The sequence below is a fragment of the Methylorubrum sp. GM97 genome (assembly GCF_024347855.1).
In the GTDB taxonomy this organism is placed as follows: domain Bacteria; phylum Pseudomonadota; class Alphaproteobacteria; order Rhizobiales; family Beijerinckiaceae; genus Methylobacterium; species Methylobacterium extorquens.
The window spans coordinates 3,717,864-3,732,570 of the sequence record NZ_AP025942.1 but is presented as its reverse complement, the minus strand read 5'-3'; the positions used below and the strand labels follow the sequence as shown (position 1 = coordinate 3,732,570).

16 protein-coding genes are annotated in these 14,707 nt (G+C 68.9%); 6 read left to right on the top strand and 10 right to left on the bottom strand.

The window, feature by feature from the left end; genetic code table 11:
• Window positions 1–120 precede the first annotated feature (120 nt).
• From hpnJ to MSPGM_RS17300, 4 genes are all read right to left on the bottom strand, one after another.
• Complete coding sequence (hpnJ, locus tag MSPGM_RS17315) at window positions 121–1,545, bottom strand: hopanoid biosynthesis associated radical SAM protein HpnJ (RefSeq protein WP_003601712.1); 1,425 nt, start codon at window positions 1,543–1,545, stop codon at window positions 121–123.
• A 57-nt stretch (window positions 1,546–1,602) separates the two neighbouring features.
• Window positions 1,603–2,799, bottom strand: coding sequence for a bacteriohopanetetrol glucosamine biosynthesis glycosyltransferase HpnI (gene hpnI, locus MSPGM_RS17310; RefSeq protein ID WP_003601711.1), 1,197 nt, complete (start codon window positions 2,797–2,799; stop codon window positions 1,603–1,605).
• 183 nt (window positions 2,800–2,982) lie between these two features.
• Window positions 2,983–3,606 (bottom strand): phospholipid-binding protein MlaC, encoded by a 624-nt coding sequence (locus MSPGM_RS17305; RefSeq protein WP_003601709.1) that lies wholly within the window; start codon window positions 3,604–3,606, stop codon window positions 2,983–2,985.
• Window positions 3,597–4,730, bottom strand: coding sequence for an HpnL family protein (locus tag MSPGM_RS17300; protein WP_003601707.1), 1,134 nt, complete (start codon window positions 4,728–4,730; stop codon window positions 3,597–3,599). Before MSPGM_RS17300 ends, MSPGM_RS17305 begins: the two co-directional genes overlap by 10 nt.
• A 211-nt stretch (window positions 4,731–4,941) precedes the next feature.
• Here MSPGM_RS17300 and MSPGM_RS17295 point away from each other — a divergent pair, with 211 nt between their 5' ends.
• On the top strand, window positions 4,942–6,135 hold the full coding sequence (locus MSPGM_RS17295; RefSeq protein ID WP_003601705.1) for an amidinotransferase: 1,194 nt from the start codon (window positions 4,942–4,944) through the stop codon (window positions 6,133–6,135).
• 192 nt (window positions 6,136–6,327) lie between these two features.
• Here the strand turns inward: MSPGM_RS17295 and MSPGM_RS17290 are convergent, their stop codons facing one another.
• The 6 genes from MSPGM_RS17290 to MSPGM_RS17265 form a co-directional block, all read right to left on the bottom strand.
• Window positions 6,328–6,540 carry a hypothetical protein gene (locus MSPGM_RS17290; protein WP_003601704.1) on the bottom strand — a complete coding sequence of 71 codons (213 nt, stop codon included), beginning with the start codon at window positions 6,538–6,540 and terminating at the stop codon, window positions 6,328–6,330.
• 170 nt (window positions 6,541–6,710) lie between these two features.
• Window positions 6,711–7,322, bottom strand: a complete 612-nt coding sequence (locus MSPGM_RS17285) for a glutathione S-transferase (RefSeq protein ID WP_003601702.1) — start codon at window positions 7,320–7,322, stop codon at window positions 6,711–6,713.
• 50 nt (window positions 7,323–7,372) lie between these two features.
• Entirely contained in the window at window positions 7,373–8,515 is a 1,143-nt protein-coding gene (locus MSPGM_RS17280) for a chlorophyllase/cutinase-like alpha/beta fold protein (protein WP_012753331.1), read from the bottom strand.
• Between the two features lie 124 nt (window positions 8,516–8,639).
• Window positions 8,640–8,861 (bottom strand): hypothetical protein, encoded by a 222-nt coding sequence (locus tag MSPGM_RS17275; protein WP_003606993.1) that lies wholly within the window; start codon window positions 8,859–8,861, stop codon window positions 8,640–8,642.
• Window positions 8,862–8,953: 92 nt separating this feature from the next.
• Window positions 8,954–9,802, bottom strand: coding sequence for a metallophosphoesterase (locus tag MSPGM_RS17270; protein ID WP_003606992.1), 849 nt, complete (start codon window positions 9,800–9,802; stop codon window positions 8,954–8,956).
• A gap of 33 nt (window positions 9,803–9,835) precedes the next feature.
• Window positions 9,836–10,453 (bottom strand): cation transporter, encoded by a 618-nt coding sequence (locus MSPGM_RS17265; RefSeq protein WP_003606990.1) that lies wholly within the window; start codon window positions 10,451–10,453, stop codon window positions 9,836–9,838.
• A 199-nt stretch (window positions 10,454–10,652) separates the two neighbouring features.
• Between MSPGM_RS17265 and croR the strand changes: the two genes are divergently transcribed.
• The 5 genes from croR (at window position 10,653) to MSPGM_RS17240 (ending at window position 14,604) form a co-directional block, all read left to right on the top strand.
• The gene (croR, locus tag MSPGM_RS17260) at window positions 10,653–11,126 is read left to right on the top strand and encodes a 3-hydroxybutyryl-CoA dehydratase (protein WP_003606989.1); all 474 of its coding nucleotides are present in this window, start codon (window positions 10,653–10,655) and stop codon (window positions 11,124–11,126) included.
• Window positions 11,127–11,195: 69 nt separating this feature from the next.
• On the top strand, window positions 11,196–12,005 hold the full coding sequence (locus MSPGM_RS17255) for a TrmH family RNA methyltransferase (RefSeq protein ID WP_012753330.1): 810 nt from the start codon (window positions 11,196–11,198) through the stop codon (window positions 12,003–12,005).
• A 121-nt stretch (window positions 12,006–12,126) separates the two neighbouring features.
• Entirely contained in the window at window positions 12,127–12,435 is a 309-nt protein-coding gene (locus tag MSPGM_RS17250; RefSeq protein WP_012753329.1) for a hypothetical protein, read from the top strand.
• A gap of 52 nt (window positions 12,436–12,487) precedes the next feature.
• A complete protein-coding gene (locus MSPGM_RS17245) occupies window positions 12,488–13,006 on the top strand; it encodes a type II toxin-antitoxin system VapC family toxin (RefSeq protein ID WP_003606610.1) in 519 nt (172 codons plus the stop codon).
• Between the two features lie 98 nt (window positions 13,007–13,104).
• A complete protein-coding gene (locus tag MSPGM_RS17240; protein ID WP_003606607.1) occupies window positions 13,105–14,604 on the top strand; it encodes a helicase HerA domain-containing protein in 1,500 nt (499 codons plus the stop codon).
• The last annotated feature ends 103 nt before the right edge of the window (window positions 14,605–14,707 follow it).

Genomic DNA, 14,707 nt, shown 5'->3' with positions numbered 1-14,707 from the left:
TCGTCACGGGTGTCGAGAGGGCAAGCCCTCTCGCGGGTCCAGGGCGGAGCCCTGGAAGCAGGAAAGGCCGGGCGGGTGCCCGGCCTTTCCTGTTTGCTCGATGGAGCCGGAGGTTCAGTGTTACGCGGCGGCCTTGCGGTCCCGGAGGAAGTGCCAGAACTCGACGCCTTCGCGCAGGCGGCGCTTCATCATCTCGGGCGAGCGGACCATCTCGTTGACGATCGAGGCGATCTTCGGAGCGCGGAAGTAGAACTTCCGGTAGAACTCCTCGACCGCGGAGAAGATCTCCGAGTGCGACAGGTGCGGGTAGTGCAGCGGCGCGATCTGTACGCCGTTCTCGTCCACGAGCTCGGCGTTCTCGACGTCGAGCCAGCCGTTCTCCACCGCCTGCTTGTAGAGGAAGGTGCCCGGGTAGGGCGCCGCCAGCGAGACCTGGATCGTGTGCGGGTTGATGCGCTTGGCGAACGCGATCGTCTCCTGGATCGTCTCCTTCGTCTCGCCCGGCAGGCCGACGATGAAGGTGCCATGGATGGCGATGCCGAGTTCGTGGCAGTTCTTGGTGAACTTCTCCGCGACTTCGACGCGCATGCCCTTCTTGATGTTGTTCAGGATCTGCTGGTTGCCGGACTCGTAGCCGACGAGCAGCAGGCGCAGGCCGTTGTCCTTGAGAACCTTCAGGGTCTCGTAGGGCACGTTTGCCTTGGCGTTGCAGGACCACGTCACGCCGAGCTTGCCCAGCTCGCGGGCGATCTCTTCCGCGCGCGGCAGGTTATCGGTGAAGGTGTCGTCGTCGAAGAAGAACTCCTTCGTCTGAGGGAACTCCTTCAGGCAATACTTGATCTCTTCGATGACGTGCGCGACCGAGCGGGTGCGGTAGGTGTGCCCGCCGACAGTCTGCGGCCAGAGGCAGAAGGTGCAACGGCTCTTGCAGCCACGGCCCGAGTAGAACGAGATGTAGGGGTGCTTGAGGTACCCGATGAAGTACTTCTCCATCTCGAGGTCGCGCTTGTACACGCTCGTGACGAAGGGGAGCTGGTCCATGTCCGTCATGATCTCGCGGTCCTCGTTATGGACCACGACGCCGTTGGCATCACGATAGGACAGACCCTTGATCTCCGACATCGGCACGCCGTCGGCGACTTCCTTGACGGTGAAGTCGAACTCGTTGCGGGCGCAGAAATCGATGCACGGGGCCTGGGCCATGGAGCCGGCGGCATCCACCGCGACCTTGGCGCCGATCAGGCCGGCGATCAGCCGCGGGTTGGCCGCCTTGAGCGCCTCGACGGTCTTCACGTCGGACTTGAAGGACGGGACCGAGGTGTGGAGCACCACGAGGTCGAAGTCGTTGGCCTGGGCCACGATCTCTTCGAGCTTGATGTTGTGCGGCGGCGCGTCGATCAGCTTCGAGTTCGGCACCAGAGCGGCCGGCTGGGCCAGCCAGGTCGGGTACCAGAACGACTTGATCTCGCGCTTGGCCTGGTAGCGCGAGCCGGCGCCGCCATCGAAGCCGTCGAAGGTGGGGGCCTGCAGGAAGAGCGTGCGCATGGGGTTCAAGGCCTCAAGGCTCGAGCGTTGATCTGTAAAGGGCGAATGGTTTGAAGCTTAGACCGAAGTCGCGCGCGACTCGCGACCGAGGCCGTGCTCCGGAATCAGCGTACCGTCCGCAACCACACGGTAATCGTGACCTTTCCATGTCACCGCACCCGAGACGAAGCTCCAAGTGAAGTTGATGAAGGACAGCATGTCACGAATTGGCAACAGCCAGTAGGCGTGGGGGCTTAGCCCGAAGGCCCGCTCGATGCGCAGGCACAGCAGGATGCGGCAGGTGAGGGCCAGAGCGGCGACCGCGAGCGCGCCGGAGCCGGCGCCGGGCATCAGCGCGGCGAGCAGCGCCAGCGGAAAGGCGTGGGTCACGACCGATCCGGCATAGCCCTTCGGATCGACGTTGCGGATGGTGCGGTTCCAGCGCAGCTCGTGCCGCCACAGGCCCGACAGCTCGGTATCGACGCAGGCATGCCCGATGGTGAGGGCGGGAATCGCCACCGTGCCGCCCTCGGCGCGCAGGGCTTCGCCGATCGCGTAATCGTCGGCCAGATCATCCTTGAACGCGCGGAAGCCGCCGATGCGGGCCAGCGATTCGGCCGTCATCGCGATGGTCGAGCCGAAGCAGGGCCGGGCGAGATCGAAGGTGGTGCCGAGGATGACGTTGGGCACGAACTGCACGTCGATGGCGAGCGCGGCGAGCTGGGCGCACATACCCCGGTCGCCCGGCACGCCGTGATAGAGGCAGGTCACGCCGGAAATGCCGGGCTGCGACAGGGCGGCGGCGACGCGCTCGAGATAATCGGGCTTCACCGACATGTCGCTGTCGGCCAGCACCACGACGGCGTGGGCGATCCGCTCCGACATGTTGATGAGGTTGGAGACCTTGCGGTTCGAGCCGTGCTGGCTCGGATCCACTACGAGGTCGAGGCGCAGGGCGGGATGGGCTTCACGCAGGCGCTGCACCACGGCGATCGCCGGGTCGGCCGCGTTCTGGACGCCGAACACGATCTGCACCGGGCCGGCATAATCCTGGCGGCAGAAGCTTCCGAGGTTCTCGAAGAGGTCCGGCTCCAGGCCGCAGAGGGGCTTGAGGATCGTCACGCCGGGCCGCGGCGCATCGGCCGCGAGCGCGGGCGACGGCCGCGCGGCGAAACGGTCGACGAGCCAGGCCGCGAGCAGGGCATAGACGCAACCGGCGAGCGCCATCAGCAATAGCACAGATGCGATCCAGGCCGGCAGCTCGTTCAGATCCATGGCGCGGCGTTGCTCGCTGCTGTCTTGGGGCGGGGCCGCGGGCGGCGGTCTGAAGACGGTGAAGCCTGGACGCCGCCCCAAACGGGTCGCGGTCGGCTCCAGGCCTTGTCGGTGGTCTCGTTCCTGCCGAATCGATGGTTGGTTCTGCCCGGCGGAGCGCTTCTCAATCCCTGGTCTCTGGCCCTACTCTCTGGGCGAGACTTTGGCGGCGAGCATCCCATCGGTGCGTTCGCGCATAAATTTCAGCAGGCCGTCGGCGCCACCCTTGAGTGGGTCGGCGAAACTCGCCCGCATCGAGGCGACTTCGCTGACATTGCCGTTGAGCAACACGTCCTGCACCTTGTTGCCGGCGTTGACGACGTAATCGACTTCCGAATCGTCGCCGTCCTTGTTCGAGACGCGGGTCGAGACGACGCGGTTGGGCCCGCGCTCCTCGCTCTTCGGCTCGATCTGGAACTTGCCGCCCGCCGCCTGCGAGAGGCGGTTGGCGTAGAGCGTGACGAAGTACTTGCCGAAGGTCTCGGTCAGCGCGTCCTGCTGCTCGGGCTTGAACGTCTTCCACTTCGGCCCGACGGCGGTGCGCACCATGGCGGGCGTGTCGAAGGTCTCGGCCAGGGTCTCGCCGACGATCGCCAGACGGCTCTTGAGGTCGCCCGCGCCGTTCTTCAACGCCTCTTCGAACTTGGCGTAGAGGCGCCGGATCGGCGCCACGGCCGGATCGTCGGCGGCCCGGACGGGGTGCGGTGTCGCCGTGAGGGCGAGCATCGCCACGGCGGCGGCAAGGAGGCTGCGGCGGTTCAGGCGCACTTCTGGAGCGCTCCAGCTTCGTTGTCGGAGGAAAGGGGGGCGGGGTTCCGGGCGGCGGAGAAGCCGTAGGCCGGGGCGAGCGGGGTCGCGCCCGAGCGGCGGCCGAGCCGTGCCCGGATCGCGCCGAGCCCCTCGCGCACCGTCTCGGTGCCGTCGGTTTCGGCAGGCGCCGCGCCTTTGCGCTCCATCAGGTTCCACAAGGCGAGGCTCGGCAGGCCGACGGCGAGGTCGGCGACGCGCTTGACCAGGGAGAGGGCGAGCGCGGCTTCCACCGGGATGCCGAACAGGGCGCCCAGAGCGATCAGGCCGCCCTCCTGGGCTCCGATGGCGCCGGGCACGACGAAGGCGGCGCCGCGCACGGCCTGGGCGAGGCTCTCGATCACCAGGGCGTCGAGGAAGCTGATGGAATAGCCCATCGCGTTGAGAGCGATCCACACCTCGACGGTGCCGGCGACCCAGCCGAGGAGGTGGATCAGAAGCGCGGCGCCGACGCGGGCGCGGTTGCCGTAGAGGCGGCGCAGGTTCTCGAAGAGCACGTCGATCGCGCCGAGCGCGCGCCACTCGCGGCCGGCGGCGAAGCGGCTCAGCGCGGCCTCGATCAGGCGGTGACCGCTGCGGCGCTGGATGACGTAGAAGGCGGCCAGCGCCGGAATGGCGATCAGCACGCCGCCCGCGACGGTGCGGACCATCGGCCCGTCGCCGGTGATCTGCATCAGCAGGAGAAGCCCGGCGATGGTGAAGACGAGCTGCGTGACCGCCTGGGTCATCAGATCGACGAACATGCTGGCGCCGGCCATGCCGCCCGGCGTGCCGCTGCGGGTGAGCAGGCGCGCGCCGATGAGGTCGCCGCCGACCTGTGCAACCGGCAGGAGTGTGTTGATGCCTTCGCGCACGAAGCGCAGCGAAATGCAGTCACGCAGGGTCGGCCCGGCGCCGCGGGGGAATACCGCGTACCAGCCGAGGCCCGCCCAGGCGACCGCCGCAAAGCGGGCGAGCACGACGGCGAGCGTCCCCCAACCCGCGCTGACGACCGCGGCGGTGACATCGGACACGCCGGAAGACAGGAACAGCGCGAGCGCCGTGCCCAATCCAACGATCGATGCCAGTGTTGTGAGACGCTTCATCAGCCTCTTTCGATCATCGGCGAAGGCTTGTGTTGTCGAAATCCCACCCGAAGCGACCATCGAAGCTTAGCCGGTGGTGGGAAGCGTTCCGGCAGGTTGCAGCTTTGATCTGCCCTGTCTATCACCCGATTGACACACCGGGGAGCAAAGCGGCGCCCGCGGTGGACGCTGGCGACGATTGCCGCGAGATGCCGCTTCTAGGGAGCCTCAAATGGATCGCGAGCCGCAGATCACGGCGGATTCCGCCTTGGTCAACGACGCCTCGTCGACGGGTTTTTCACAGGGCTACGAGGGTCGTGACGAGCGGGGAGGACAGTCTCCCGCCACCCGCAGCCCGGTGATGGCCTGGAACGAGTGGGATCCGCTGGAGGAGGTGATCGTCGGCTCGCTCGACGGCGCCACGATCCCGACCCATCACCTCACCGTGATCTTCAACCTGCCGCGGGCGGCCCAGCCGTTCTACCGCTTCGCCTCCGGCTGGAAGTATCCCAAGTTCATGAAGAAGCTCGCGCAAGCCGAGCTCGACAACTTCATCTCGATCCTGGCCGGCGAGGGCGTGAAGGTGCGCCGCCCGGATACGGTCGACTTCTCGAAGAAGTTCAAGGCGCCGCGCTGGACCTCGCGCGGCTTCTGCGTCGCCTGCCCGCGCGACCCGTATCTCGTGATCGGTGACGAGATCATCGAGAGCCCGATGTGCTGGCGCTCGCGCTACTTCGAGGGCGATGCCTACCGCTCGCTGTTCAAGGAATATTTTCGCAATGGCGCGCGGTGGACGTCGGCTCCGCGTCCTCAATTGACGGACGATCTCTACAACTACGATTATCGGGTGCCGAACCTGAAGGCCGGCGAACCGATGCAGTTCACGGTCAACGAGTTCGAGCCGGTCTTCGACGCGGCCGACTTCGTGCGCTGCGGCCGCGACCTGTTCGTGACCCGCTCGAACGTGACGAACCTGATGGGCATCGAGTGGCTGCGCCGCCACCTGGGACCGGGCTTCCGCATTCACGAGATCGAGAGCCGCTGCCCGCAGCCAATGCATATCGACTCGTCGTTCATGCCGCTCGCGCCCGGCAAGGTGCTGGTCAACCCCGACTACATCGACGTCGAGAAGCTGCCGGCGGTGCTCAAGAAGTGGGACGTGCTGATCGCCCCGCGCCCCGACCCGGTCGAAGGCTTCATGAGCAAGATCTCGATGTGCTCGCCCTGGACCTCGATCAACGTGCTCGCCATTGACGAGAAGAAGATCGTCGTCGATCAGAGCCAGCCGACCCTGATCAAGGCCCTGAAGGATTGGGGCTTCGACCCGATCCCGGCGCCGTTCCTGTCCTACGGCCCGTTCGGCGGTTCGTTCCACTGCGCCACGCTCGACGTGCGCCGCCGCGGCGTGCTGAAGTCGTACTTCTAGGAAACGGCCCGGCCCGGCAGCGGGCGGGGCATCTTCATCGATCCGGAGCCTGCCGCGAACGCCTCGCGGCAGGCTCTTTTCGTTTCAGGCTGCGGTGGTGCTCCCGGATCGCGCGCGTCGGCGACGTGATCCAGAAACGAAGCGGTGCAGGATAAGCCTCTCGGCGGGAACGGTTTTACCCGTTCCGGCGGTTCACTCGCCGATGAATTTTCCAGGCAGACGCGTCGCCCGCCGATAGGTCGTCCCGGCGAGCGCCAGCGCGCCGCCGTATTGCAGAAAGCCGTTCTCGGCGAGCCCGTCCGGCGCGAATGGGGCCTGGAGCGCGAGCCGGGTCAGCGCGTTGAGCGCGATGATCGCGAGGCAGAAGACGGCGGACGCGAGCGAAGCGGCGACGAAATCGGGCATGGTGGGCCTCCCGGCAGGGACGGTCCAAGCTTAGCAAGGGCCGAGCCAGTCGGAAGACGGGGAGAGGCGAGAGCCGTCTCCGACCTGATGGCATCAGGCCGGCGTCTCTCGGTCTTTGGTTCAACGCGCTTTCTTTCGCCGAACCGGCGTCCACTTCGTCGGAAAGCGCTCTATCCGGCGGGCGGGCGCGTCGCCACCATGGAGGGCCGCTCCTCGAAGCGCGCGAACCACGCGGCGAGCCGGGGCGCGTCGTCGCGCCAGGCGATGTCGGAGAAGCGCAGGTCGAGGTAGCCGAGCGCGCAGGCGAGCGCGATGGTGCCGATATCGACGCGATCGCCCGAAGCCTCCGCTTGCTCCTCGAACCACGCCAGCGCGCTCTCGATCTTGGCGGTCTGGCCCTCGATCCAGGCGGCCGAGCGCTCGGATTCGGGGCGTGCGGTCAGCTCGTAGCGGATCAGCAGGGCGGCATCGAGCACGCCGTCGGCGGTGGATTGCTCGTTGAGCGCCCGCCAGCGCGCGTCGCCTCCGGCCGGGAACAGCCGGCCGCCCGCCTCTGCGTCGAGATACTCGCAGATCACCCGGCTGTCGGCGAGGCTCTCGCCGGAGTCGAGGATCAGGGTCGGCACTTGGGCCAGCGGATGCTGCGCCAGCACCGAGCGGTCGCGCTTGACCGGGTGGACGGCGCTCGGCAGCAACTCCAGCCGCTCGGCGAGGCCGAGTTCGTGGGCGACCACCATCACCTTCCGCACGAAGGGCGAGCTGTGCGAGTGGAACAGCTTCATCGGCTTGTCGGCATCCTTTGAGGTTTCGGATCGGGACGGGAAACGGGCGGTCAGCGCTGCACGGCGGCGGGTGTGCCCGGCACCTTCGGCATCTCGACGCCGAGGCGCTTGACCGGCCAGCCGTCGCCCCAGCGGCGCATATCGCTGAAAGCGGGATCGTTCTTCAGGCTCTGGGCATCCTTGCCGGCGAAGGCAGCCGTCGCCGCCATGTCGAAGGTGCGCCAGAAGGCCAGGAAATCGAGGCTGTCGGCGCGGGCGTTGTTGATCTGCGAGACCAGGGTCGTCTGCTCGCCGGAGAGCGCCATGTCGGCCGACCAGCGGAAGGGTGGCGGCTTCTCGCCGGGCGGGTCGGGCGGCAGCTTGATCGCGCCGCCGTCATAGGCCGCGTCGAGCCCGGCGGGCGAAGCGAGCGTCGCGGTGAGCGCCGGGAAGCCGTGGTCGTCCGAGAGCGCCCGCACCAACAGCTTGCGCTCGGGCGGCACGGAATGGGCGTCGCGCAGGATGCGCCGGGCGGCGGCGTCGGCGGCCCGCGCGTCGCGGTCGCCGATCACCGTGACCAGCAGGGTCTTGGGCGAGATGCCGTCGAGATCGCCGAGCGGGACGCCGCGGGACTTGGCGTCCCGGGCGATGCCGCCGGGCATCACGACGTAGACGAGCTTGGGCGCCGGCAGGCCCTCCTGTGCGGCTTCCGCCGCGAGATGGGCGGCGAGCGGCGCGCCCGCCAGATGCCCGATCAGCGCGAGGCGGCCCGTATCTGGCTTCGCGTCGGCGTCGCCTGCGAGATCCGCCAGCGCGGATTTCAGCAGGCGCGCGGCGATGGCCGGCGCGTCGGAGGGCCGGGTGCGGTTCACCTCCTGGAAGCGGGGAAACAGCACGAGCCAGCCGTGGCGGGCGAGGTGGTCGATCCAGGCACCGTAGGCCTGCGGGTTCGGCGCGCCCCAGGCGTGCAGGAACACCGCCACCGGCCGCCCGCCCTCGGGCGCCGGGCCTGCCTTGTAGAAGGCATAGGTCGCCGCGCTCGCCTTGCCGACCGCGCGCTTGGTGATGGTGGCGGCCTTGTCGCCGACGCCGCCCGGACCGTCCGTCGGCTGGGCCGGGGGCGCGGCGGCGAGGACCGGCCCGGCCACGGACAGGGCGGCCAGCATGCCCAGGGCGGGCCAACGCAGGGCGGCAAGTCCGGATTTCGGGCGCATCAATCTCTCGACGATCGGCGAAACACTGTGCCGATCCCCTCCGCTCACGTGAATTTCAGGGCTCGACCGCGCCTGAATAGCAGATTCCGGCGCGGAGGCGACGCCGGAGAGGCAACGGTCCAAGCTATTCGCGTTCCTTCACCCGGCGGCACTCGGTCTTGAGGTAGCTCGTCTTGCCGACTTCGTCCCTCAGGTCGGTGCGGGCAATGATCTCCTGCCAGCCGTTGGTGCAGCCGAGTTCGTTCGCGACGCGGACCTTGCGTACCTCGCTCGCCCGTTCGTCGTTGCAATCCTGCTGCGGGATGCCGTTGGCGCAGACGAGCACGACGGCGATGAAGGCGTTCATGGCGAATCTCCCGTTTTTTGTTGGCTTGTCCCGCCTGTGGCGAGCCGGAGCCTTACGCACGAAGCCGCCGTCGGGTTTCGTCCGTGAGATCGCTATCCCACCGAGACGATGAGATCGTTGCGAAACGTCTTTCCCTCCACGGGGTTGGCGAGCCAGCGGGTGCGCCCGATCCGCAGATCGTGCCCGGCATGGAAGTGGCCGGAAATCCAGAGATCGGGACGGTCCGCGTCCGGCAGGTCGTCGAGGATGGTGGTGGCGTAGAAGGCCGGCACCCACCACGGCACGCCGGGGCTGTCGCGGAACGCGTCGGCGGCGAGCGGGCTCGGCGGGTGGTGCGTGACGGCGACCGTGGGGCCCTGGTGCGGTTGGGCCAGCGTTTCGAGGAAAGCCGCCCGCTCGCGGAGATGGGCCTCCATCGCGTCGGCCGGCGACCAGGGCTCGCGGTCGGCCCGGCGGATCGAACCGCGGTATTCCCGCGATCCGGTAACGGGATCGGTCATCCGCGCGGCCGCATAGGCGACCGGGTCGTCGGGCCGGTCGGGCGTGTCGTCGGTGAGCCAGCGCCCGGCGAGCGACCAGTCGCTCCACAACGTGGTGCCGACGAAGCGCACCCCGCCGATCACCGCCGCCTGCCCGCCCTGGAGCAGGTGGATGCGGTGACCCAGCCCGTTCAGCCGGGCGACTTCGCGTTCGAGCGCGGCGAGGAGTTCGGGCGCGGTGCGTGGGTCGCCGGTCGGGGCGTAGTGTTCGTGGTTGCCCGCCACCAGCACCACCGGCCGCTCGCCCGCCAGCGCCAGCACCGTGGCAAGCCCGGCTTCGGGCTGGCCCTCGTGCAGGTCACCGGCGCAGACGAGCACGTCGAAGGCGGCCGCGGGCGGCGGGATCATCTCCGGGCGGCGGCGTTCGAGATGCAGGTCGGAGAGGGGAAAGAGGCGCAGCACGGCGTCCGTCGGTTCGAGAGAAGTTGGAAGGCGTCAGGCGCGGGCCTGCGCCGCCTCCTCGGCCGCGGCACGCCATTCGCGGCGGGCGGCCTTGAGCACGTCGAAGGCGGAATCGGCGTTGATGACGGCGATGCCGCCTGCCGCCACGAGGTCGGGCCAGGGCGAGAGGGTCAGCGCGGTGGCGGCTCCTGCAATAATGATCGCGACGTTGGCGGCGACATCGTTGCGCGCGGAGAGGTAGGCCGCGCGGGTGAGGCTGCCATGGCCGTCGCGGTGGCGGGCGAGCATCAGCGCGCAGGCGAGGTTGACGAGAAGCGCGCCGAGGCCGGTCAGCGTCAGCGGCACGGGGGCCGGCGCGGTGAAGTCCGAGAATTTTTCGTAGGCTGCCCAGGCCGTGGCGAGGCCTGGCACCAGCAGGATGCCGGCGAGCAGGGTGCCGAGCCGCGCCCGGTTGCGCACGCTCCAGCCGATCCCTGCAAAGATCAGCAGGTTGATCGCGGCATCCTCCAGGAAGTCGAGGCTGTCGGCGATCAGCGCCACCGAGCCGATCGCGAGCGCCACCGCGATCTCGATGCCGAAATAGCCGAGGTTCAGCGCCGCCACGCGGGCGACGACCGGGCGCAGACTCGGCGAGGGCGGCAGACGAGGCACCGGCGGGTTCCCGAGGGTGGGGCGAAGCGGGCCGGTGATGGACCGAGGCGCCCTGCCCTGTCGAGGCCCTTCCCGAAGGCGGGCCTCTCGGCCCATTGTCCGGCTGGATTTGCACGCGCGGCTGTGCAAGGCGAAAGGTCTGCCAAAGGACAGCCAAGCCGCCTATCGAGCGGCGATCCGGACCGGGGAGGCGTTGACCATGTTGCCCGAACTGCGCGTGCTCTATTTCGAGGATCTCGAAGTCGGACTGACGGAGATCCTGAAGAAGGAGATCTCCTCCTCCGACGTGGTGGGCTTTGCCGAGATCACCGGCGATCGCAACCCGATCCACCTCTCCGAGCACTTCGCCGCGCGCACGCCGTTCGGCACCCGCATCGCCCACGGCCTCTACACCGCGGGCCTGATCTCGGCGGTGCTCGGCACCCGCCTGCCGGGGCCGGGCGCGGTCTACATCTCGCAGACCCTGAACTTCCGCGCGCCGGTGCGCATCGGCGACATCGTCGAGGTGAAGGTCGAGGTGGCCGAGCTGATCCCCGAGCGCCGCCGCGCCCGGCTGGCCTGCACCTGCTCCGTCGGCGACGAGGTGGTGCTCGACGGCGAGGCCCTGGTGAAGGTGCCGAAGAAGGAAGAGGCCGATCCGCTCGCCATGCGCATGGGCGGCGGCCGCGCCTAAAGCATCGTCCCGAAAGGTGGTTGCCGGCTTTCGGGGCAGGACGATGCGATAGCGAAAGTCGGCCCTCTTTTGCCTGAGCCCATCGCCATCGACGATCCGGACGACCCGCGGCTCTCCGCCTACCGAGACGTGCGCGAGCGCGACCTCGTGGGCCGCCAGGGCCGCTTCATCGTCGAGGGCGAGGTGACCCTGCGGCTGCTGTTCTCGGGCAGCGCCCGGTTTGCCGCGGAATCGGTGCTGCTGGCGCCCGAGCGCTGGCCGGGCTTTGCGGATCTGCTGAGCGGGGATGGGCCGCCGGTCTATCTTGCCGGCAAGGATGTGATGAGCGCGGTGGCCGGCTTTCCGATCCATCGCGGCGTGCTGGCGGTGGGCCTGCGCGGCGAGGAGCCGTCACCCGAGGCCCTGATCCCGTCCGCCCCTGCCCCAGCCCTCGTCGTCGGGCTCGTCGGGCTGACCAACCACGACAATGTCGGCGGCCTGTTTCGCAACGCCGCCGCCTTCGGCGCCGACGCGGTCTGGCTCGATGCCGAGACCTGCGATCCGCTCTACCGCAAGGCGATCCGCGTTTCGGCCGGCGCGGCGCTGACCGTGCCCTTCGCCCGCGCGCCGAGCGGGGCGGCGCTGCTCGACCTCGCCGAACGCCACGCCCTGACGCCGCTGGCGCTGACCCCCGGCGGGAGCGAGACGCTCGACGCCCTGGAGCCACCGGCCCGCGCGCTGCTGCTGCTCGGCACCGAGGGGCCCGGCCTGCCTGAATCGCTGATGGCCCGCGCCCGCCGCGTGCGCATCGCCATGGCGCCGGGCTTCGACTCGCTCAACGTCGCGACGGCGGGGGCGATCGCGCTGCATCATCTGGCCGGACGGCGTTTCTCATCTTGATCAGGAGCGCGCATCCGACCCAGGGGGCGCCTTGAACCTGGATTAAACCCCGGCTATGTTGCCCAAATATGTAATTTGTTCAACGGCAGTCGAGGCGGTGATGAGCAGGGGTGCTCGGCAAATGCCAAAGGAAAGCCTGGGTAAGCTGCCCTCCGAGGAAAGCCGCCGCAAGGGAGCTATCAAGCGCGAGCAGGTCGTCGCCGTGATGGCCCTCGCGCAGGCCAGCGGCCTCACCGCCGGCAAGGATTCCCGAATCTCCGGCCGGGTTTCATCCGAGTTGATCGAGCGCGCGAAGGCACGGACGGGCCTGGAGTCCGACACGGAGCTGGTCGAGTTCGCCCTGGCCAACCTCGCAGTCGAGGACAATTTCGCGCAAGTTTTCCGTGAGTTGCACGGTACGGTGGATCCGGGCCTGGATCTCGAATTCTGACAGGCCCGACGTGGCTTTCAGCTTCAGGGTTGCGGAGCGCCTTCGGAGGCAGATGCCGTCATCGCCTCTGCTCCGGCGCGCGGACGACCTGCTCCCCTTCGTCGGCGCTCGGGCTGAGGCCGGATATGACCTTCTGCTCGATACCTGCGTCTATATCGATGGTCTTCAAGGAAAGACCCCGCCGGCCATCAGGGATCTGATTTCGATCCGACACGTGAACCACAGCGCGGTTGCCGTGCAGGAACTCATGTACGCGGTCGGGGCTCTCGATCCGGCCGACCCACGGAGCCTGGAGGCGGTGGAGAAGATCGGTCGCATGATCGAAGGCGTGCCGCGACACCGCCTCTTCACGCCCGACGCCGAGGTGCTGGCTAAGGCGGCGGTCTATGCCGGGATGCTGGGCCGTAATCAAAACTATGCCAAGGATGATCGCAGGCGGGCTCTCAACGACTGCGTGCTGTTCCTCCAGGCTCTGAAGCTCGGATCCACGGTTCTGACGCGGAACATCAGGGATTTCGATTTCCTGCTTCAGATATGCCCGGCAGGTCGGGTTCTCTTCTACCGCGTCTGACGATCGCCTGCGGCCTCCCGCCTGTGGACGGCTCAGGCCCTCGCGGACCCCGGCCGGCCGGCGCATGTTAGAAGCAGCGGGCGCCAGCGGGGTACGGGATGGGCTACGAGATCGATCTGGGTCGGGCCGGCGACAAGCCCGGGATGATGGACCTCACGGAGCTTCTGGCGACGCGCCTCCTCGTCCAGGGCAATTCCGGTTCGGGCAAATCGCATCTGCTGCGGCGCCTGCTCGAACAGAGCGCGGGCCTCGTGCAGCAGGCGATCATCGACCCTGAGGGCGATTTCGTCACGCTGGCCGAGCGCTACGGCCACGTCGTGATCGAGGCGGACGGCAACGAGGCGGAACTCCTGCGCATCGCCGCCCGCGTACGCGAGCACCGGGTCTCCGTCGTGCTCTCGCTGGAGGGGCTCGACGCCGAGGACCAGATGCGCGCCGCCGCCGCCTTCCTCGGCGGGCTGTTCGATGCCGACCGCTCGCTCTGGTACCCGATGCTGGTGGTGGTGGACGAGGCGCAGCTCTTCGCCCCGGCCGCCGCGGGCGAGGTCTCCGACGAGGCCCGCCGGCTGTCGCTCGGCGCCATGACCAACCTGATGTGCCGTGGGCGAAAGCGCGGGCTGGCGGGCATCATCGCCACGCAGCGTCTGGCCAAGCTCGCCAAGAACGTCGCCGCGGAAGCCTCGAACTTCCTGATGGGCCGCACCTTCCTCGACATCGACATGGCGCGCGCCGCCGACCTGCTCGGCCTCGACCGCCGCGGGGCCGAGATGTTCCGCGACCTCGCCCGCGGCCATTTCGTCGGCCTCGGCCCGGCGCTCTCGAAGCGCCCGCTGCCGATCGCCATCGGTCCGACGGTGACCGAGAGCCGCAACGCCGCCCCCGACCTGCTCCCCCTGCCCACCATGGGCGAGGAGGCGCGCGCCCTGATCATGACGGCGTCGGCCGAGGAAGAGGCCCGGCCCCTGCCTGCCCCCCGGCCCAAGCCCGTGCGCGCGCCCGGCCCCGACGTGCTGGTCCAGCTCGCCAATTACCGCCCGCCGGTGCGCGACGATCTGCCGGAGGAGGAGCCGATGGATCCGGCCGAGCGCGAGGCGGCGATGGCCGAGATTCTCGCCTCGGTGCTCGCCGATTCGGACGCTGCCGCCTGCACGCCCGCCACCCTCTACCAGGACTTCACCGTCCGCTGCCGTATCCGCCGGATCGGCGGCGAGGCGATGGGCTTGCCCGAGTTCAAGCGGCGGCTCGCCGTGGCGCGGGCCGGCGTCCAGGGCGCCACCGCCGAGGGACCCGGTTGGGAGCGGGCGCAGGAGATCGCCGCCGGTCTGCCGGAGGATCTCGCCGGGCTGTTCCTGCTCATCGCCCGCACGGCGCTCGAAGGTTCGCCCTGCCCCTCCGACGCGGCGCTCGCGGAGGCCTACGGCACCTCCTCGGCGGGGCGTGCCCGGCGCATGCTGGGCTATCTGGAGGAGCGCGGCGCCATCGTCATGCGCCGGGACCTGCGCGGCGCGCCGATCATCGCCGTCCCCGATCTCGACGCCGAGACCGGCCCACAGATCGGCGCCGCTGCCGTGCTCCCGCTGCGTCGGCGGCGGCCCTGAACGCGGCCGGAACCTGTCGAGACCGGCGGCACGCGACAATCCGTGCCTCTTGCCCCTCGCCCGCTTCCGGCCAAGATTGCGCCGACGATATCAGGTTGGGAGT